This window comes from Streptomyces sp. NBC_00207, assembly GCF_045160965.1.
Classification (GTDB): domain Bacteria; phylum Actinomycetota; class Actinomycetes; order Streptomycetales; family Streptomycetaceae; genus Streptomyces.
Genome location: NZ_CP130715.1, coordinates 4,504,900 through 4,524,433 on the forward strand (window position 1 = coordinate 4,504,900; position 19,534 = coordinate 4,524,433).

Annotated in this window: 19 protein-coding genes; 12 read left to right on the plus strand and 7 right to left on the minus strand. The window is 70.9% G+C overall.

Annotated features, from left to right (window positions below; genetic code table 11):
• The first annotated feature begins 199 nt into the window (after window positions 1-199).
• The 4 genes from OG472_RS21240 to OG472_RS21255 all read left to right on the plus strand — a co-directional run bounded on the left by OG472_RS21240 (window position 200) and on the right by OG472_RS21255 (window position 3,520).
• Window positions 200-1,363, plus strand: coding sequence for a sensor histidine kinase (locus OG472_RS21240; RefSeq protein WP_405830771.1), 1,164 nt, complete (start codon window positions 200-202; stop codon window positions 1,361-1,363).
• The gene (locus OG472_RS21245) at window positions 1,360-1,983 is read left to right on the plus strand and encodes a response regulator transcription factor (RefSeq protein ID WP_361759020.1); all 624 of its coding nucleotides are present in this window, start codon (window positions 1,360-1,362) and stop codon (window positions 1,981-1,983) included. The genes OG472_RS21240 and OG472_RS21245 overlap by 4 nt, the downstream gene beginning before the upstream one ends.
• A 74-nt stretch (window positions 1,984-2,057) precedes the next feature.
• The gene (locus tag OG472_RS21250) at window positions 2,058-2,561 is read left to right on the plus strand and encodes a hypothetical protein (protein WP_030718823.1); all 504 of its coding nucleotides are present in this window, start codon (window positions 2,058-2,060) and stop codon (window positions 2,559-2,561) included.
• A complete protein-coding gene (locus OG472_RS21255; RefSeq protein ID WP_405830773.1) occupies window positions 2,558-3,520 on the plus strand; it encodes a hypothetical protein in 963 nt (320 codons plus the stop codon). Before OG472_RS21250 ends, OG472_RS21255 begins: the two co-directional genes overlap by 4 nt.
• Here the strand turns inward: OG472_RS21255 and OG472_RS21260 are convergent.
• On the minus strand, window positions 3,450-4,124 hold the full coding sequence (locus OG472_RS21260; protein WP_401608064.1) for a pentapeptide repeat-containing protein: 675 nt from the start codon (window positions 4,122-4,124) through the stop codon (window positions 3,450-3,452). The genes OG472_RS21255 and OG472_RS21260 overlap by 71 nt on opposite strands.
• A gap of 90 nt (window positions 4,125-4,214) precedes the next feature.
• Between OG472_RS21260 and OG472_RS21265 the strand changes: the two genes are divergently transcribed.
• A complete protein-coding gene (locus OG472_RS21265) occupies window positions 4,215-5,225 on the plus strand; it encodes a zinc-binding dehydrogenase (RefSeq protein ID WP_405834896.1) in 1,011 nt (336 codons plus the stop codon).
• A gap of 31 nt (window positions 5,226-5,256) precedes the next feature.
• Here OG472_RS21265 and OG472_RS21270 read toward each other — a convergent pair whose 3' ends face one another.
• A complete protein-coding gene (locus tag OG472_RS21270; protein ID WP_401608061.1) occupies window positions 5,257-5,730 on the minus strand; it encodes a GNAT family N-acetyltransferase in 474 nt (157 codons plus the stop codon).
• Between the two features lie 33 nt (window positions 5,731-5,763).
• Window positions 5,764-6,663, minus strand: coding sequence for an aminoglycoside phosphotransferase family protein (locus OG472_RS21275; protein ID WP_405830776.1), 900 nt, complete (start codon window positions 6,661-6,663; stop codon window positions 5,764-5,766).
• A gap of 238 nt (window positions 6,664-6,901) precedes the next feature.
• Between OG472_RS21275 and OG472_RS21280 the strand changes: the two genes are divergently transcribed.
• The 7 genes from OG472_RS21280 (at window position 6,902) to traB (ending at window position 13,520) form a co-directional block, all read left to right on the plus strand.
• A complete protein-coding gene (locus OG472_RS21280) occupies window positions 6,902-8,284 on the plus strand; it encodes an NAD(P)/FAD-dependent oxidoreductase (protein WP_401608056.1) in 1,383 nt (460 codons plus the stop codon).
• Window positions 8,285-8,669: 385 nt separating this feature from the next.
• Window positions 8,670-9,257 carry a DUF6907 domain-containing protein gene (locus OG472_RS21285; RefSeq protein ID WP_405830778.1) on the plus strand — a complete coding sequence of 196 codons (588 nt, stop codon included), beginning with the start codon at window positions 8,670-8,672 and terminating at the stop codon, window positions 9,255-9,257.
• Window positions 9,254-9,628: a DUF6907 domain-containing protein gene (locus OG472_RS21290; protein ID WP_405830779.1), complete on the plus strand. Its 375-nt coding sequence runs from the start codon at window positions 9,254-9,256 to the stop codon at window positions 9,626-9,628. The genes OG472_RS21285 and OG472_RS21290 overlap by 4 nt, the downstream gene beginning before the upstream one ends.
• A gap of 186 nt (window positions 9,629-9,814) precedes the next feature.
• Window positions 9,815-10,738, plus strand: coding sequence for a hypothetical protein (locus tag OG472_RS21295; protein ID WP_405830781.1), 924 nt, complete (start codon window positions 9,815-9,817; stop codon window positions 10,736-10,738).
• Window positions 10,735-10,896: a hypothetical protein gene (locus tag OG472_RS21300; protein WP_405830783.1), complete on the plus strand. Its 162-nt coding sequence runs from the start codon at window positions 10,735-10,737 to the stop codon at window positions 10,894-10,896. The genes OG472_RS21295 and OG472_RS21300 overlap by 4 nt, the downstream gene beginning before the upstream one ends.
• Window positions 10,897-10,981: 85 nt before the next feature.
• The gene (gene traA / locus OG472_RS21305) at window positions 10,982-11,497 is read left to right on the plus strand and encodes a plasmid transfer protein TraA (RefSeq protein WP_405830785.1); all 516 of its coding nucleotides are present in this window, start codon (window positions 10,982-10,984) and stop codon (window positions 11,495-11,497) included.
• 13 nt (window positions 11,498-11,510) lie between these two features.
• On the plus strand, window positions 11,511-13,520 hold the full coding sequence (gene traB / locus OG472_RS21310; RefSeq protein WP_405830786.1) for a plasmid transfer protein TraB: 2,010 nt from the start codon (window positions 11,511-11,513) through the stop codon (window positions 13,518-13,520).
• A 147-nt stretch (window positions 13,521-13,667) separates the two neighbouring features.
• Here the strand turns inward: traB and OG472_RS21315 are convergent, their stop codons facing one another.
• The 4 genes from OG472_RS21315 to OG472_RS21330 all read right to left on the minus strand — a co-directional run bounded on the left by OG472_RS21315 (window position 13,668) and on the right by OG472_RS21330 (window position 19,360).
• Complete coding sequence (locus OG472_RS21315) at window positions 13,668-17,081, minus strand: phage tail tape measure protein (RefSeq protein WP_405830788.1); 3,414 nt, start codon at window positions 17,079-17,081, stop codon at window positions 13,668-13,670.
• A gap of 10 nt (window positions 17,082-17,091) precedes the next feature.
• Complete coding sequence (locus OG472_RS21320) at window positions 17,092-18,321, minus strand: phage major capsid protein (RefSeq protein ID WP_405830790.1); 1,230 nt, start codon at window positions 18,319-18,321, stop codon at window positions 17,092-17,094.
• 270 nt (window positions 18,322-18,591) lie between these two features.
• A complete protein-coding gene (locus OG472_RS21325) occupies window positions 18,592-18,870 on the minus strand; it encodes a hypothetical protein (RefSeq protein ID WP_405830791.1) in 279 nt (92 codons plus the stop codon).
• 109 nt (window positions 18,871-18,979) lie between these two features.
• On the minus strand, window positions 18,980-19,360 hold the full coding sequence (locus tag OG472_RS21330; RefSeq protein WP_405830792.1) for a hypothetical protein: 381 nt from the start codon (window positions 19,358-19,360) through the stop codon (window positions 18,980-18,982).
• Between the last annotated feature and the right edge of the window lie 174 nt (window positions 19,361-19,534).

Sequence of the window (19,534 nt, forward strand, 5' to 3'; positions counted from 1 at the left end):
CCAGCCCCGCCGGCGTTTGAGGCGTGGGGGTCCCCCCGGACGGAGTCTGGGGGAGGGTCCGGGGCGGAGCCCCGGCAGCGGCGACGCACCCGCCCCACGCACCGCCACCGCCACCGCCACCGCCACCGCCACCGCCACCGCCACCGCCACCGCCACCGCCACCGGCGACAATGGACACACCCGCGAACCAGGAGCCCCGGTGAGCCACCCCACCCGCAATCCAGACACCCGGACGCTGGCCACGGTCGCCCACACCGCCTTCTTCCTCCTCCTCGGCGCCTCCCTGCTCCGCTTCCTCCTGCGCCACCCCGGCGAACCCCGCACCCCGTGGATCATCGCCCTCAGCATCACCCTGGCCCTGCTCTACGTACTCGGCCCCGCCCTCGGCGCCGCCCCCACTGCCCGCCGGCTCCTCTGGCTCGGCCTGGTCGTCACCACCTGGGTGGTCCTGGTCGTCCTCGCGCCGAGCTTCGCCTGGTGCGCCGTACCGCTCTTCTTCACCGCCCTGCGCACCCTCCCGCCCCGCGCCGCCGTCGTCCTGGTCGCCCTCCTCACCGGCTTCGTGGTGATCGCCCAGCTGAAGCTGTCCAAGTCCTTCGACCCCAACCTGCTCCTGGCCCCGCCCGCGGTCGCCGCCCTCGCCACCGCCGTCTTCGTCCACATGGAGCGCCAGGCCCAGGCCCAGCGGGAGCTGATCGACGACCTGATCCGCACCCGCCGGGAACTGGCCGCCACCGAACGCCGCGAAGGCACCCTCGCCGAACGGCAGCGGCTGTCCATGGAGATCCACGACACCCTCGCCCAGAACCTGTCCAGCCAGCAGATGCTGCTGCAGGCCGCGGACCGCACCTGGGACACCGACCCGGCCACCGCCCGCGGGCACGTCCGTACCGCCACCGGCATCGCCGCACACGGCCTGGCCGAGGCCCGCCGGCTCGTCCACGACTTGGCCCCGTCCGAGCTCGCCGACGGCGCCGGCCTCGCCGAGGCCCTGCGCGCCCTGGGCGCCGGCCCGGACATCGAGGTCCGCTTCCACCTCGAGGGCACCCCCGCCCCGCTCCCGGACCGCGTCCAGTCGGCGCTGCTGCGCATAGCCCAGGGCGCGCTGGCCAACATCCGCGAGCACTCCGGCGCCCGCACGGCCGCACTGACCCTCAGCTTCCTCGGGGACCAGGTGGTCCTGGACATCGCCGACGACGGCCACGGTTTCGCCGAGCCCCGCACCGGCGCCGCCGAGCGCGGGCACGGCCTCCCCGCGATGCGGGCCCGCGTCCGCCAGCTCGGCGGCACCCTCACGATCGAATCCACGCCGGGCGAGGGCACCGTCCTCTCCGCGGCCATCCCCCTGGAGCCGGCCCCATGACGACGATCCTGCTCTGCGACGACCACGTGGTGGTCCGCGCCGGCCTGCTCGCCCTCCTCGGCAGCGAGCCGGACATCGAGGTCCTCGGCGAGGCGGGCAGCGGCGAGGAGGCGGTGGCCCTGGCCGCCAAGCTCCGCCCCGACGTGGTCCTCATGGACCTGCAGCTCGGCGAGGGCATCGACGGGGTGGAGGCCACCCGCCGCATCACCGCCGCCCCCAATCCCCCGCACGTCCTGGTCCTCACCACGTACGACACCGACGCGGACATCACCCGGGCCATCGGCGCGGGCGCCACCGGCTACCTCCTCAAGGCCGAGCGCCCGGAGGAGCTCTTCGCCGCCATCCACTCGGCCGCCCAGGGCCGCACCACCCTGTCCGCACCCGTCGCCAGCCGCGTGATGGCCCACATGCGCGGCACCCGTCCCACGCTGACCGACCGCGAGCTGGACATCCTCGGCCAGCTCGCCCGCGGCCTCGGCAACCGCGACATCGCCCGCGCCCTGTTCATCAGCGAGGCCACGGTCAAGACCCACCTGGGCCGCATCTACGACAAACTCGGCGTCGACACCCGCGCGGGCGCGGTCTCGGTGGCGAAGGAACAGCGCCTCCTCCCTTCCTGACGCGTCCCCCGCACTACTAGGCCGGCACCCGTCCGGGGTGGGGACGTCCCGGGACCCGTGACACCATCGGGTACGTGCTCGACATCGGCTACTCCCTCTCCCGGCGTTTCCCGGACCCCCCGCAGACCGACTACCGCTCGGCGGACGTCCACTCCCTGCGCCACGACCTGTTCTGCGGGGACGTCTACCTCGCCGACACCAACGCGGACCGGGAAGTGTCCACAGCCTGGGGATGGGTGCCCGTACTGGACTTCGCCTGGGCGCTGTGCGACATCGTCGAGCAGCTCGACCAGGACCCCCGCGGCAACCGCTCCGCCAACCGCCAGCACGCCGAGCTCGACTTCACCGAGTCCACGGACCGGATGCTCTTCGAGCGCCGCTTCGGCTGGGTCGACGTCGAGGCCGACTGGATGCCGGCCGAGGAAGCCCCGCTGACCTTCAGCCACCGCCTGCTGCGCCGCGAGGCCCGCGACTTCCTGCACGACCTCGTCGCGGACCTCATCGACATGCACGACGGCCTCGCCGACAACCCGGTCATCTGGACCCTCCAGGCCAAGTTCCCCCGCGTCCCGGCGTGAGCACGACCGATTCCGGCGCGACCCGTCCCGGCCTGACGGACGCCGGCGCGGCCGACCCCGAGGCGGCCGACCCCGATGAGGCCGACCCCGACGAGGCCGCCGCCCGCGCGCGGCTCGACCGGGCCCTGGACCGGCTGGCCGTCACCTTCCGCGGGATGACCGCCCGCGCCGACGAGGTCCAGTGCGACTGCCACTGGGGCAGCGCCGAGGAGCTCGCCCGGTTGAAGGTCCCCGACACGGAACTCGACCCCGACCTGCTGCACCTCGCCTGGAGCACACCCGACTGGAGCGACCACGGCGCCGTGCTGCGCCGCGTCCTGCCGCAGTTCGCCCGCGAGCTGACCGCCGGCCTCGGCGCCCACGCGTACGCCATCGACCACGTCGGCACCTCCTTCGAGCGCGGCGAGTGGCAGCAGTGGCCCGCCGAGCAGAGCGCGGCCGTAGGGGAATTCCTGCACGCCTGGTGGGCCCACACCCTCCGCACCCCGGACCCGGCCTTCCCCGCCGAGGACCTCCTCCCGCTGTGCAGGGAGGCCTCCGGCGCGCTGGGCCCGTGGCTGGCGGTGTGGGAGGCGGCCGAAGGCCCCGTCGCCGACCGCCACCTGGCCGAGACCCTCGACTCCTGGACGACCCAGCTGCTGGTGGGCTACCTGCCGTGGTTCTCCAGGAGCAGCACCTGGGAGGAGGACGAGGCCGTCCACGACGAGCTCACCTCCTGGTTCGCGCGCCACGCCCCCGCACGGCTGCGCGCCCACGGCGCCTCCGAGGAGCTGCTCGAAGACGTACGCCTGCTCGGGCTCCCCGGCCCCGTCCGCGAGGCGGACCCGCACTGGCAGGTCGTCCGCCGCCGCATCCGGGCAGCGGCGGACCGTGCCGCCCAAGCAGCGGCTACGCCTCCACCCGCAGCCCCAGCTGCGCCGCCAGCGCCGGAGCCAGATCGAACAGCTGCGCCGGGCTGATCACCGCCCCGGCCAACGCGTCCACTCCCCGCGCGATCCCCAGCTCCGTGGCCTCCCGCAGGTCCACGTCCTGCATCCGCACCCCGCTGAAGTCCACCCCGCGCAGCGCGCAGTCCCGGAACTCCACCCGCTCCAGCACCGCGCCCCCGAAGTCCGGCTCCACCAGCACGCACCCCTCGAAGACCACGTCCTTGAGCCGCGCCTTGCGCAGGTTCAGGTAGTCGATCTTCCCGCCGCGGACCACCACCCGTTCCAGCACGGCCCCGTGCAGCTGCACCCCGCCCAGCCGGGCGTCCACCAGCTCCACGTCCCGCAGCGAGGCCCCGGACAGGTCCGTCCCCACGCCCCGGACCCCCTCCAGCACCGAGTCCAGGATCCGTGCCTTCGCCAGCCCCGCCTCGTCCAGTACGCAGCGCCGCACCGCGCAGTCCATGAACCGGGCCCCGATCCCCTCCTGCCCCGCCAGGTCCAGGTCCGCGAACTCCAGCCCGTCGTAGTCCCCGTCCGGCTCCAGCCCGCCCCCTTCCCACGCCACCAGCCCCGGCAGCCGTACCTCCGGCCGTCGCGCCGCCTTCACCGTCCGCTGCTGCCCCTTGCTCGCCATGCCCCCATCGTGGCCCACCCCACCGACAATCCCCTTGACCTCAACCATGCTTCAGGTATGAACGTGGGACCCATGACCACCGTGCCCACCATGAACGCGATCCGCCTCCACGCCTTCGGCCCCGCCGAGAACCTCACCTACGAAACCGTGCCGGCGCCCGTCCCCGCCCCCGGCCAGGTCCGCATCGCCGTCGCCGCCGCCGGCGTCCACCTCCTCGACACCGCCCTGCGCGAGGGCGAGCGCGGCCCCGCGCCCGCCCTGCCCGAGCTCCCCGCCGTCCCCGGCCGCGAGGTCGCCGGCACCGTCGACGCCCTCGGCCCCGGCACCGACCCCGCCTGGCTCGGCCGCACCGTCGTCGTCCACCTCGGCTTCGCGCCCGGCGGCTACGCCGAGTACGCCGTCGCCGACGCCGGCCGCCTCCACCCCGTACCGCCCGGCCTCGACCCCGCCGAGGCCGTCGCCATGATCGGCACCGGCCGCACCACCCTCGGGATCCTCCAGTTCGCCGACCTCGGCCCCGGCTCCGTCGCCCTGGTCCCCGCCGCCGCGGGCGGCATCGGCACCCTGCTCGTCCAGTACGCCGTGAACGCCGGCGCCACCGTGATCGCCCTCGCCGGCGGCCCCGCCAAGACCGCCCGCGCCGCCGCCAACGGCGCCCACCTCGCCCTCGACTACACCGACCCCGCCTGGCCCGAGGCCGTACGCGCCCGGTACCCCGCCGGCGCCACCGTCCTCTTCGACTCCGTCGGCGGCGAAACCGCCCGCGCCGCCCTTGCCCTGCTCGCCCCCGGCGCCCGGCACCTCGTCTTCGGCTGGTCCGGCGGCCCCCTCGACCTCACCGATGCCGAACGGGCCGACCTCACCGCCCGGGGCATCACCACCCGCGGCGTCCTCGGCCCGGCCATGCTCCAGCAGGTCGGCGCCCCCGACCCGCTGCGCGTCCTGGAGACCCGGGCCCTCGCCGAAGCGGCCGCCGGCCGCCTGCGCCCGGCCCTGACCCGCTACCCGCTCGCCGAGGCCGCAGCCGCCCACCACGCCCTCGAAACCCGCGCCACCACCGGCAAGGTCGTCCTCGAACCGCGACCGGCCCGACCGGCCTGACGACCCGACCGACCCCACCGACCCGGCCGGCCTACGCGGAGCCCAGCGCCGCCAGCGCCCCGTCCGTCAGCCGGTACACCGACCACTCCTCCTGCGGCCGCGCGCCCAAGGCCTCGTAGAAGGCGATGGTCGGCGCGTTCCACTTCAGCACCGACCACTCCAGCCGCTCGTAACCCCGCTCCACGCACGTCCGCGCCAGCTCCGCCAGCAGCGCCTTCCCGTGGCCGCCCCCGCGCACGCCCGGCCGCACGTACAGGTCCTCCAGATAGATCCCGTGCACCCCGCGCCACGTCGAGAAGGAGAGGAACCACACCGAGAAACCGACGGCCTCCCCGTCCTCCGTCTCCGCGATGTGCGCGAACACCGCGGGACGCTCGCCGAACAGCGCCTCCCGCAACTGCTCCTCGGTGGCCCGCGCTTCGTGCGGCACCTTCTCGTAGTCGGCGAGCTCGCGGATCATCGCGTGGATGACGGGGACGTCGGTGACTTCAGCACTACGGATCATGCGCGCAGCCTAGAGGGGCCGATCGCCCGCACGTCAGCGCCCCAGCAGCACCTGCGCGACCGTCAACTGCTCCTCGTCCAGGCGCTCTTCCCCGTCCTCCACGTCCCACAGGCAGTTCTGCAGCACCCGCCCCAGCGTCCACGCCCGCGCCCGCTCCCGGTCCAGCCCAACCGCCTCCGTCAGCAGGTCGAACCGCCACCGCACCTCCTGCGGACGGAAGTTGTTGACGATCGCCGGCAGCAGGTCGAAGCCCGGATCCCCGGCCAGCGGCTTCGGATCGATCGCCAGCCACGGCTCCCGGCCGCCCGCCAGCACGTTGTCGTAGTGCAGGTCCCAGTGCAGCAGCCGGTCCCCCGGCTCGCCCGCGACCTCCGCCACCGCCGCCGCGCAGTCCCGCAGCAGCCGCCGGTCCCGCTCCTGCGCCAACAGCCCCGCCGAGCGCGGTACGTCCTCCAGCATCCGTGCCGCGATCTCCCCCAGTCCGCGCAGCCCGGCCGGCGCGGCCACCGCCGTCAGCTGCGCCAGCAACTCCCCGACCACCGCCACCGCCCGCCGCGCGTCGCGCCGCGCGAGCGCCGACAGGTGCTGACGCTCGTCCAGCCGTTCCAGCAGCAGCGTGCCCGTCTCCGCGTCGTGCTCCAGCAGCCGTACGCACCCCCGCCCGCCCCACGCGCGCAGCGCGACCGGCTCCCCCGCGCTCTCCTCGTCCAGCGACACCAGCTTCAGTACGGCCGCACTCCCGTCGGCCCGCTCCACGGGCAGCACCAACGCCGTCACCCCGTGCATGACCGGCCCGGCGCACCGCAGCTCCCACCGTTCCAGGAAATGCGCCGCCCGCCCCGGCAGCGCCGCGATGAACTCCCGCCCCGCATCGCCGTTGAACCTGAGCTGCGCCTCGACCAGCCCGTCCGGAATCGCCCCGATGTCCACCATGATCCGAAGGTAACCCGGCACACCGCACCGGCGGGCCCGGAAGGACGGCCAACCGATCCCGCGCGCCCTGCCCTGCGTACCATCAACCGGATTTCTCACCCGAAAACACAGCAAAACCCCCACCACCCTACGGTCCCCGCCACCCCTCCCACATCGGCCATCCGGCCTGGAAACCCGCCCCAACGCACGACAACCAGCCCCTGGACGCCCCACCGGAACCGGGTGTACCAACTCCCCCATGACGATCAACGGCGGTATTTCCTTCTGGTACGCGACCGACCCGGGCGCCGCGGCCACCCCACCCCGCGCCCCCCTCACCGCCGACAGCACCGCCGACGTCGTCATCGTCGGCGGCGGCTACACCGGCCTGTGGACCGCCTACTACCTCAAGCAGGCCGCCCCCGACCTCCACATCACCGTCCTGGAACAGAAGTTCTGCGGCTACGGCGCCTCCGGCCGCAACGGCGGCTGGCTCTACAACGGCATCGCCGGCCGCGACCGCTACTCCGCACTCCACGGCCACGAGGCCGCCCGCCGCCTCCAGCACTCCATGAACGAGACGGTCACCGAGGTCATCGACGTCACCGCCAAGGAGGGCATCGACGCCGACATCCACCGCGGCGGCGTCCTCGAAGTCGCCCGCACCCCCGCCCAGCTCGGCCGCCTCAAGGCCTTCCACGCCGCCGAGCTCTCCTTCGGCGAGAGCGACCGCGAGCTGTTCGACGCCACCGAGACCCACCGGCGCATCAACATCGCCGACGCCGTCGGCTCCAGCTGGAGCCCGCACGGCGCCCGCATCCACCCCCTCAAGCTGGTCAAGGGCCTCGCCGCCGCCTGCGAACGCCTCGGCGTCGTCATCCACGAGTCGACCCCCGTCACCGAGATCGCCCCGCGCCGCGCCGTCACCCCCTACGGCACCGTCCGCGCCCCGTACGTCCTGCGCTGCACCGAGGGCTTCACCGCCGCCCTCAAGGGCCAGAAGCGCTCGTGGCTGCCGATGAACTCCTCGATGATCGTCACCGCCCCGCTCCCCGCCGCGACCTGGGACCAACTGGGCTGGTCGGACTTCCCGGTCCTCGGCGACATGGCCCACGCGTACATGTACGCCCAGCGCACCGCCGACGACCGCATCGCGATCGGCGGCCGCGGGGTCCCGTACCGCTTCGGCTCCCGAACGGACAATGACGGCCGCACCCAGCCCGCCACGATCGAATCCCTCCGCGACCTCCTCTTCTCCTTCTTCCCGCAGCTCACGGGTACGGAGATCACCCACGCCTGGTCCGGCGTCCTCGGCGTCCCCCGCGACTGGTGCGCCACCGTCACCCTGGACCGCACCACGGGCCTGGGCTGGGCCGGCGGTTACGTCGGCTCGGGCGTCGCCACCGCCAACCTCGCCGCCCGCACGCTGCGCGACCTGGTCCTCGGCGAGTCCACCGACCTGACCGCCCTCCCCTGGGTGGGCCACAAGGTCCGCCGCTGGGAGCCGGAGCCCTTCCGCTGGCTCGGCGTCCAGGCCCTCTACGCCGCCTACCGCGAGGCGGACCGCCGCGAAACGGCCACCCACCGCCCGACGACAACACCCCTGGCCCGCCTGGCGGACCGGATCTCGGGCCGCCACTGACGCCCGGCCGCCCAGGACATGCCGAAGGCCCCGGACCATGCAGGTCCGGGGCCTTCGGGCACGGAGCCCCCTGTCGGGTTCGAACCGACGACCCCCGCTTTACAAGGTCTTCCAAGTCGAACAGCTGACCTGCGACGCAACCGCGGCAGCGCTCTGACCAGCCGTTTTCCCGTACCGGCCAGTCCTCGACTATCCCTGACAGTCCCGGGGTTGTGTGTACGCCATGTGTACTGAAATCGCGGTTGCCATCCCTGCGGATGAGTTGCTTATCGACTCATTCGGGTCTATGGTGGACTCATCGCCTCGGAAACGAGGACGGCCCCGGCAGGTGCGCTAACACCTGGCCGGGGCCTGGATCCGAACCCTGACTAGAGGGAGTCGAACCATGAGCAACACCGTACCTGCCGCCGTCCCGTCCGTCTTCCACCCCGAGCCGAAGCTGTCCGCGGTCCCGAGCCAGCCGACGGCCCGTGAGCGGGAGATCGTCGAGCTCGAGGCCGCGCAGCGCTCCGTCGACACCCAGTTCCCCCTGGTCGCCAAGCTCGTCGCCGAGCCGTCGGCCCCTCGCACTTGGACGTTCCTGGACCGCACCACCAGCAAGCTCCAGGAGGTGACCTGCCTGCAGGGCTGCACCGTCAACCACGACATCGACCGCGAGACGCCCACGCACCCGGCCGACATTTGGTGCGCGACCGACGCCACCGACATGTACCTGCCCGTCGAGACCGGCGGCAACAAGGTCGAGGAGATGCGCGTCATGGGCGCCCTGATCCGGCAGGAGCCGTTCTCCCGGCACATGCACGAGCGGGTCCCCCACGCCATCGTCGAGCTCGTCGACGACCACTGGACGGAGAGCCTGGACCCGGACGGCCTGGCCTCGGTCATCCTCACGCTCGAGTCGCAGCTGGCCCGCTTCCGTGAGGTGCACGCGCAGCTGACCGCGCTCCGCGCCCAGGGCCGGGTGGAGCTGTGAGCGCCCCCCGCATCGTGACGGTACGAACGGTCGACCACGGTGTCGTCGAGGTGCCCGAGCCGTCCTGGTGCGCCATCGCGCACCGCGATGACATCCACCGGGCGGACATCCACCACCAGGGCGTCGAGCAGCCCGCGACCCTGCACATCCCCGGCACCGGGGACGTCACCCTGCTGACGGCGTTCCTGTCGCAGTACCCGTATTCGGAGCACGGGCACCGCGGGGTGTGGGCGGCCGTCGAGATCGAGGGCGAGCACTACGAGTTCGGCCCGGCCGGCCTCGGCGACCTGGCGGCCACCCTGACCGCGCACGCCCTGTACACGCTGCTGCCGCTGCGGGCCCGCCTGCAGTCGCTGCAAGAGGAGCTGTGAGCTCGCACTGGCCGATCCGCCGGCCGACGGAGAACGCCGCGCTGCGTTCCCTCGGCCGGACGGCCCGGCCTCTCCCCAGCGTCCCGGCCCTGATGGCCGCCCTCATCATCGCGAACCGTGCCGCTGACCGGCACGGCGCCAACCTGGCCGCTCACCGTGTGGTGCGCGTAGCCGAAGGAGTCACCGATGAAGTTCCTCAATGAGGTCCGGACCCGCATGGTCGACCGGACCATCGACGGCACCACCCACCAGGTACCCGAGCCGTACACGGTGCGCATGCCGAAGCTGCCCCGCGACAAGGACACGATGGCGCTCGTCGGCGTCAGCGGCCTCGTCCTGGCTCTCACCCTCGTCGCCATCGTGTGGTCGACCGTCAGCATCGGGCGACTCCTTGGCGGCGGCGTCGGGTACGCGGCTGGCGCGGTGTTCGACATCGCCTGGCTGTCGGTCCTCGTGCTCGAGTACCTGGCTCGCTTCGACCCCGCGAAGCGGGAGTTTCCCCGCAGGGTCGGCTGGCTCCTCGTCCTCGTTGCCGCGGGCGCCATCTTCCTCGAGGGCATGATGGCCGGCGGCTGGGAGATGGCCGCGGTCGGTGCCGCCGTGTCGCTCGTGTCGAAGATGCTGTGGCTGGCCGTCTTCAAGCACATCGAGAAGGAGCTCACCCCGGCCGACGCCGCGTGGGTCGCGGCGGAGATGTCGAAGGCCAGCGCGAAGCTCGCCATCGCCGGGGCCCGACGCCAGGCCGCGAAAGCGGAAGTCGCCGCGCGCCTCGAGCTGCTCGCCGCGGAGCGGGACCTGGGCGAGATCGCCGGGCTTGATCACTTTCCCGCTGCCGCGAAGATCACGGCCGAACAGGTCACCGAACATGGCGGAACCGTGGATGTTATGCACGGTTCCCCGGCCCCTTTGAACAGGGCGAACACGGTTCGCGAACCGTCCGAACCTGAGGCGAACATCGCGCACCTGGCCCGCGTCGAGCTGACCCGCGGGGCGTCCCGGCAGGAGGCCGTCGAGGCGATCCTGCAGCGGGTCCCCGACGCCAAGCAGACGTCCGTCGAAGCGACCGTGCGGCGAGAGCGGAACAAGCTCGACCGCGTGGCGTACCGATGAAGCCGCGCTACGGCCGGACGGCCGTCATCGGAATCCTCATCGGCGCCGGCCTGCTGGTCTTCCAGCACTACTTCGGGGTCACGGCCGGCCGATTCGCCCTCGGAGCGTTCATGGCCACCGTCATCCTCCCCACCCTGATTCGCCCCTCTCGCGACTGACCCGACCCCTTCCGTCCCCCGCACCGAGCGTGCGGGGGAGCGGTGGGGACCGGGATCAGCCCAGTCCGAAGCTGGAGGAGATCGGATGCCGATCAACGGGCAGCGCACCAGCAGCACGCCGCGGTCGAACCCGCAGAGCAAGGGCGGCAAGACCAAGCACGGGCCGTCGTTCAGCTTCGGCCCGAACATCAACGTCAACTCGACCAAGACCACCACCACCGGCGGCGGCCAGGGCGGCGGCGGGGCCGGCCGCTCCCAGTTCATGCTTCCCGACCCGTCGTTCGCGTCGGCGGCCGACCTGCGGAACTACTGCAACACCCTCCGCGCGTTCGGCGTCCACGCCTCCATCGAGGTCATGGTCGCCGCGGAAATCCTGCAGGCCGCCCTCTCCCAGGCCAACGGCCTCAAGGACGACAACTTCATCCAGCACAAGATGAGGGCCCGGAAGGTCGCCCGGAAGCTGAAGAAGTCCGGCGAGGCCCTCGCCGACGCTGCAGCCCTGGCCGCCGCCACCTACGCGTCGTTCCAGCGCGAATACGCAGACATCATGTCCGCCCGCACCCCGAACCGGCCGGCACAGTCCCGCCCGTTCCAGTACTGAAAGGAGGCACCCAATGACCGGTAAGGACATCGAGCAGCGTCACGAAGAGCAGCTCAAGGGCAGCTCCGACGGGGGCGGCATCAGGGCCTACCTGCTGCACCGGGCCAAGCCGTACCTGCCGCCGTGGCTGGGCGTCGGCGGGCTCGGCGTCACGGGTTTCGTCGGCAACCTGGTGTGGTCGGGCGACGCGGGCATGGGGATGGGCCTCACGCTCGGCTCCGTCGTCCTCACCGGCGCGACCTGGTGGGCCGGCAAGGGGGTCGGCCCCCAGCGGCGCCTGCACTCCGCCATCACCGTGGCGGCCGGCTCGGCCTGGTTCACGTCGGCCGCCATCTTCGACCCGTCGTACAACGCGCTGGCCGTCGGCGGCACCGTGGCCGCTCTGACCTGGAACATCCGACAGATATACCGCCGCGACCCGGACGGTGTCAGGGCTGCGGGCTCGGACGCGTCGGGCCTGCTGGAGAAGGTCGGGCTGGCCAAGGCCAAGTTCGGAGCGGCCAAGGTCGAGCCGAATCGGGTGACCGTACCGCTCGCCCTCGAGCCTGGCGAGCAGACCAACGACGACGTCGCCCGTTCCCTGGCCCGCATCGCGTCCGCGCTGGACCTGCCGACCACCGCCGTCCGCTACAGTCCCGACCCCGACTCCGCTCGCCGCGGCGACCTGGTCATCGTGCCCATGGACATGCTTTCCGAGATCGTCCTGTGGGAGGGCCCGGCTCTGCCCGGCGGCTCGATCGCGGATCCGCTCATCATCGGCCGGTACGACAACGGCGACCCGCTGATGATGTGGCTGCCCGCAGACGTTCCCGCAGGCCGCAACGGAACCCACCTGCTCATCGCAGGCGGCACCGGATCCGGCAAGGGCGACGGCGCCCTGAACGTCCTGACCGAGATCCTCTCGAGGAAGGACGTCATCGTCTGGCTGTCCGACCCGAAGAGCTTCCAGGACTTCCGGCCCCTGCTGCCCGGCATCGACTGGGCGGTGGAGGCCGGCGCCGGCACCGAGGCGATGGTCGCGGCGGTGCAGGCGGTCATCCCCGCCCGGACGCGGTGGCTCGGCGTTCACAAGTACCGGGCCTGGGAACCCCAGTGCGCGGTCCCCCAGAACGATCCCGACCACTCCTGCAAGGCGGACGGGCCGTGCGGCTGCGAGGGCATGCCGTTCCTGGTCACGTGGTTCGAGGAGGCGGCGAATACCCTGCGCGCCCTCGGCGACGACGCGTTCACCGGCATCGCCCAGGAAGCCCGCTCCGCCGGCGTCTCCCTGGTCGTCTCGCTCCAGCGCCCCAGCCACGACCAGATGTCGACCAGCACCCGAGCGTCCCTGCCCTCGGTCCTCTGCTTCGGTGTCGACAAGCGCGACGAAGGCTTTGCCCTGCCGGACACCGTCCTGGACGCCGGCGCGCACCCGGGCGTCTGGGGCAACCGCCGTCCCGGTTACTGCTACCTCGTCACGCCGGGAGTGGACGAAGCTCTGTACGCGTCGCCCGCCCGCACCCGCCGTTTCACCTGGGATTCCGTGTCCCTCATGGAGACGCTCGCCGCGTGGGCGGCGCGCAACGGCGCCAAGCCGGACCCGGTCACCGCGGGTGCTGCTGCCAGCGTGGTGGGTAAGGCGTACACGGAGCGCGCCCGGCACGAGGAAGAGAACCCGGAGGCCGGCGACGAGGACGAGGAGAAGACCGTGAGCCGCTTGGACGACGAGGACCTCGACATCGACCCGAACGAGGAGCTGCCGCCGGCCCGGCCCGGCGAGGAGAACGTCATCTTCGACCAGGGCGACGGCGCCGAACTCAGCCGGGAGGAAGCACGCGCGGCCCTGCAGGAGATCCTTGCCGAGTTCGAGGGCGAGGGCACGATGGTGATCGGCGTGAAGGAAGTCATGGACCACGCCGAACGCTTCGGACGCAAGCGCGCATGGGTCTCCGGGGAGCTGCAGACGCTCCTGAAGGAGGGGCGCCTGGCCATCACCTCGAAGCCCGGCCGGTACCGGATCGTGCCCGCCATGGCCGACGCCTGACAGTCCTGACACCTTCTGACGCGTCAGACGGGCCTGACACCCAAACCCCTAGGCGGGAGCGGGTGTCAGGCGGCTCTGACACCCGACCTGACACACGAGAGCGGCCTACCCTGACACTCGGGGTGGGCCGCTCTTCTGCGTTCCGGCCTACCCCCTTCGTCCAGGCTGGGTCGTCTGACTCAGGTGCCGCATCCCGCCCACGACTCGGGCATCCGCGCGCTCATCAACGTAAGCGTCGAACTCACGCTCGCCCACGCGGAGGGTGAGACGGTCGCCAGCGGTCAGGCCCCCGCTGGTTGCGGCGAGGGAGGAGACCGCCCGCCACTGTGGTGCGGTGAGGATTGCCTCCGGCCGCCCAGAGGCGTTGACCGCGGTGGTGACTCCTGGCTGGAGCCAGCCGCCCGAGTCGTACTTCTTCAGCGCGGGCGCGAAGCCGTACCGGGTTTGGAAGAGGGCGTTGTCGTAGCCACGTGCGCGCGCACCCACGACGACGCCGTCACCGCCTCGGCTTTCGACGTTCATGCCGGCCAGGGTTCCGGCGGTGTGGCCGACCCCGTCATTGGTGATACCGATCATGAACGGTGACCGCAGGTTGCGATGCCAGCCGGCCGGGGCTGTGTCCCCCTGGAAGGAGAACGTCGACCACAAGCGGCCGCCGGGACTGAGGCCCTGGATGACCTTCTGGATGCCGGACATGAAGCCCGAGCAGTCCCACGAGGGATCGCCCGCGCCGCCCCACTGGTAGGGCTTGCCGGCCTGACTGCGGGCGAAGCCCATCGCCGCAGCCACGGATCCAGACGCCGAGCCGCCGATCAGGCCCTCCGCTGCGGAGACGACCTTCTCCTTCAAGCTCTGCAGCATCTTGATCGGAAACTGGCTCAGAGCCTGCGCCCACTGGGAACCGGAAAGGTGGGACCCGACCTGGTCGCGAATGAACTTGGTCGCGACATCCCACGCCTTGCTCGGACTGGTCATGAACTCAATGCCATCCATGAGGGCGCCACCAATCTGGCGGGCCTTGCCGGACAGCCAGTCAACGACACCTCCGTCCGCGAACCGCGGGAGGCCGACGGCGCCGCCCTTGGCGAAAGCGGAACCGCCGCGGGCGGCCTGCGCCCGGAGGGCCTCAACAGCAGAGTGCCCGCCGGCGCCGCGGACCTCGGCGGCCGTCCACACGTGCTCACCGTTGGAGAGCAGCGCAGGGATGGAATCCGAGGTGGCAGTGCCAGCCCCGAAGACGGAGCCGCCGCTGGCGAAGGTGAGGACGCCGAGCTGCTTGGAGCCGGTGAACTCGGCGACCGCATTCCACACCTTGCGGATGCCGTTGTTGTAGACGGTGTCGATGATGAACTGGACGGGCTTACGGGTGATGTCCTTCAGGCCCTCCCAGATGCGGCCGATGCCGCTGACGCCAGTCTCGAAGGAGTCGCGGACATAGCCGACGCCTTTCGAGACGTTGTCGAAGGCCGGCTTGATGAAGTTCTGCCACACCCATTTGATCGCGGTTCCGATTCCGTCCCAGGCTGGCTTGATGGCGTTCTGCCAGAGCCACATGGCCCCGTCACCGACGAGGCGCACACCGGTCATGATGTTGTTGAATGCGGGCTTGATGCCGTTGTTCCACAGCCACAGTGCGCCAGCGACGATGCTGTCCCAGGCCGGCTTGATGGCATTGGTCCACAGCCACATGGCGCCCGCGCCGACGAGCTTTACGCCGGCGACGATGGAGTCGAATGCGGGCTTGATCCCGTTCGTCCACAGCCACATCGCTCCCGCGGCAACGAGGTCGAAGACAGGCTTGATCGCCACGTCCCATAGCCACCAGAAGACGGCACCAAGGACCTTGACGGCAATGATGGTCGGGGTGACGAAGACGACGATGAACGCCGTGGCGACGAGCTTGATCGCTTCCCAGATGGCGCCCAGGGCGGGCTTGAGGGCGTTCTCCCACAGCCAGACGGCTGCGTCACCGACAGCGCGAAGGCCAATCATGAAGCCCTCGAAAGCGGGCTTGATGATCGACTCCCAGGCGTACTTCACCGCGGTCTGGATTCCGGCCCAGGCGGCCTGGACGATGGCGCGGAAAGTCTCCGACCGCTTGTAGGCGACGATCAGGCCCGCGGCCAGAGCGACGAGGGCGATCACGATGAGGGTGATCGGGTTGAGGGCGAGCACGGCATTCAGGACCGCCTGTGCGGCCGCGAAGGCCTTGGTGATGGCGCCCGCCGTGCGCATGATCCCGGTGACGAGGAGGATCCCTGCAGCGTTCGCGCCGGCCGCGGCAGCGGATACGAGCATCTCCGTGGCCAGGGCGCCGACGAGGACGATGAGCGGAGAGAGCAGCAGGCCCCATTCCCGGAACCATTGGATCGTGCCGGAGACTGCTGCACCAACGGAACGGATCGCCGCCGGCAGGTTGTCCTGAAGCCAGTGAGCCACGTCCATGATGACCGGCAGAACCTCGCCGCCGACCAGGTCGACGAACCCCTGCTTCAGCCCGCGGGTGAATACCTCGAGCTCGTGCGCCGGCCCTGAATGGATGGTGGTCCCCAGCTTTGCGGCGGCGCCCGTCACTTGACCGAAACCGTCGATCGCGCCCTTCGGATCAAGGGCGAACAGCGCTGAACCCAAGTCCTCTGCCTGCGTTCCGAAGAGGCCGACCGCGGCCGCGTTCTGGGCGACCGGGTCCTTGATCTCGCGGAGTTTGTCGAGGACGATCTGCAGACCTTCGCCCGCCGTGTCGCCGCCTTTCGCGATCTGGAGGGACATCTGCTCGGCGTCCAGGCCGATTGCCTTGTACGCGTCCTGCGAGGACTGGGACATGTCGATCGCGCGGATGCCGAATTCTTTGAATGCATCCGCGATGATGTCGGTGTCCCGGGCGCCCGCGATAATGCCCTGCTGGAACAGGCCGATGGCTTCCTTGCCGTCGATGCCCAGCTTCTTGAATTGGATCGAGTACTCCTGGAACGTGTCCAAGAGATCCTCGGCGTTCGGGCCCAACTTTTGGAAGCCGACCGTGATGAGGTCGAGGGCCGATTCCGCGTCCGGCGCGAGGCCGTTCTTGAACATCGCCGAGACCGCTTCGGTCTGCCGCGCCATGTCCGTACCGAATACCGTCGCAACGTCCGACATCTTCGCGGACAGCGATTCCAGCTGGGCATTCGTGGCGTCCGGCGAGACAAGGCCGGCGTTGACCACGGCACGGATCGCGTCCGCGCCTTCCTGGAACGTCGACGTCAGGCCCTTGCTGTACAGCTTCCCGGCGACCTCGCCGTAGCGGCCGGCATCTTTGCTCGTCGCGCCCAGCTGCGCCTGCAGCATGGACGTGACACCGGCCTGCTCGATCGCCTCGGTGATGCCCTTCATCAGGACGGCGCCGGCAGCCACGCCGGCCGCGGCCGCGCCGACGAGGAGTTGCTTCTTCAGACCGCCACCGGCAGCGTCACCCGCTTGCGCGCCCGCGTCACCGGCAGGGGCTACCAGCTGCTGCTGCAGCTCCCTGCCGATGCCACGAATACTGGGTATGACGGTGAGGGTGGCGTAGCCCACGTTGGGCATAGCCAGCCCCTTACGCGGTCAGGTCGATTTCGACGATCGCCGAGGGCTGGTAGATCTTTAGCCCGGCGTCCATCTCCGCACGGAAGCGGATCATGTTCCGCTGGAAGTCCGAGGCGCCCACACCCGCGCTGACCCCGTCCGGGTCATAGGTGTTCTCGCTCCAGTCGAGGCGAAGATCCTCGGCGATCTGCAGCTCGGTCGCGAGCTTGAAGTTCGCCAGGTGCGCAACACCCGCGGTCTGCGCCGTCGTCGTCACCACCGGCAGGCCCCACAGTCGGCGCGACGTCACGTCGACCGTCTGCACAGGACCGCCCAGGTAGTACTGCGCCTCGTTGTCGGCAAGGAGCTCGATCGTCTCCCAGTCGTTCGGGTGGACCACGTAGGCCGCCCCGTCCGAGAAGGACAACACTTCGAGCTTCGTCTTGGCCTTGCGGGTGGTGGTGAGAATGTCCGTGTCCCAGGCCTGCGCCTGGCTGCCGGAAACGTTCGCGATGCCGGTCATGTTCTCGCCCGACCCGGACCCGTTGATGATCTGCGCCTCGAGAGCCTGTTCCACACCGAGCCGCATCTCGACGTCGAGGAACCGCTGCAGCGACGACTGGTCGCGCAGGTCCTGGCGAGAGATCGCCTCCGACAGGTGCGCGATCGTCCGCGTCCGATCGTCGACGCGGGTCATCGTGAAAACGCTCGTGGGCTTCAGAGCGCCGCGGGCAACCACGGCGGCGTTGTTGGTGCGAACCGTCTGACGCAGGTACGAGAAGCGGGACGGTCCGGAGACGGTCGGGATGAGCTGCCGCAGCACCAGCGCGGGCACACCGATACGCACCGGCTCCGAGTCCAGGGGGACCGTCAGCGGTACAGCGCCGCCCGACAGGAGACCCTTGTAGCCCTCGGGGCCGGATACGGCACGCAGGACCTTGTCGCCCCAGTCGGAGCCACCCGCGGCCTTCACGCGCGGGTGCAGGTTCCCCGTCTTCATGGCGGACGGGCGGGCGATGCTGTCGCCGAGCTTGCTCAGCTCTTCGCGGAAGCCGGCGCCGCCGTCCTTCGCCTTCTCCTGGTTCGCAGCCAGCGTCACGCGGTCCATCAGGCCCCGGACCTGCTTTACGTGAGCCGCGACCTGCGCGGCTTCTTCGTCGGTCAGGTCACGCTTGGCGCCGTCGGCCGCATCCACGATTGCCCGCGCGGCGTCGGCGGTGGTACGCATTTCAGCCTTGAGAAGTTCGATGCTGTCGCTCATGGTGTTCGTCCTCAGGAAGTAGTGGTTACTTCCCGCACGTCCGGAGGCTGGCCGCACAAGGCGTGCTGGCGGGCCTGCAACGGAGGGTCCGGGCGGTGCCGAACTGGGCGGACGACATGAACGGCCGGCGCTGCACCAGGAGGGCGGCCGGGGCGGGCGACTTGGCGGGCGGGTTTCCCCGATGGCCGCCGCTCTCGCCCCTGGCTTCCCTGCTACCGGAACAAGCTGCCGACGAGACATGACCTGGCCGTCGATCAACCTGAGATCATTTTAGCTGGTAGGAGCCACTTCGCGGAAGATCTCCGCACCATCCTGGTATGTCGTCAGCTCCGGACACGCGCACCCGCAGGACAGGTACTTGAGGCGCGTGACGCCCTGCCCGCCCTCGGCGACGAACCAGACACCGCCCTCCGCGTCCATCAGCCGGCCCGCCGAAGCCTCCGACACCCAGCCACCCGCCGGCAGCGCCTCCGGATCCGCGTGCTCCACCACGAACGTCAGCAGCCGAACACCGGCCGCCTCCCTACCGTCGATCGCCTTGACCCTCATGACTGCCTCCATTTCGGATAAGTGCTGGTCATAGACCTGTGACCCCCTGGTGAAAATTCTGAGCGCGCGCGTTCCGAGCTCACCGCGGCGCTGTCCAGGCGATCTTGTTTCATGATTCCGACTCCCCTCCCCCCGAGGGGAGGGATTCGACCTCACGCATCGCCTCTTGAGCGGTCCGAATTCGGTCTGGAGAGGCGGCCAGAGCGAGCTCTGAGACGGCTCCGAGGGCCACTGAGGCGGCCTGCAGGGCCTGTTGGGGCGGCATGGAGGCCATCAGGAGGGCCACACCCTGATGGTCCCGCCTCAGCGCGGCCAGAGCGATGCTCATGGCGGTCTGTTCGGTGGTGCGGACGAGGGCGAGCTTGGCCCTGTGTCGGGCTGTCAGGCCGTGCTTGCGTGCTGCTGCGAGCTCCTCGCGCTGCCTCTTGGCTGTCTGTCGTTTGCGTGCTGCAGCCGTTATGCGTTGCTGTACGACGTCGTCAGCGTTCACTGCTCCTCCAGCGATAGGGGGTGGGGTGTGTGGTTGGGACAGATGGGGGCGTGTGCGTCCATGCATGGGCCGCTGGGCATGGTGTGGAGCTTGGCCCCGCACCCCCGAGGGCAGGTCCGGTAGCGCCCCCGGCGTACCCCTCCCCCACATGCCGTGCAGACGAGGGGGAGGCGT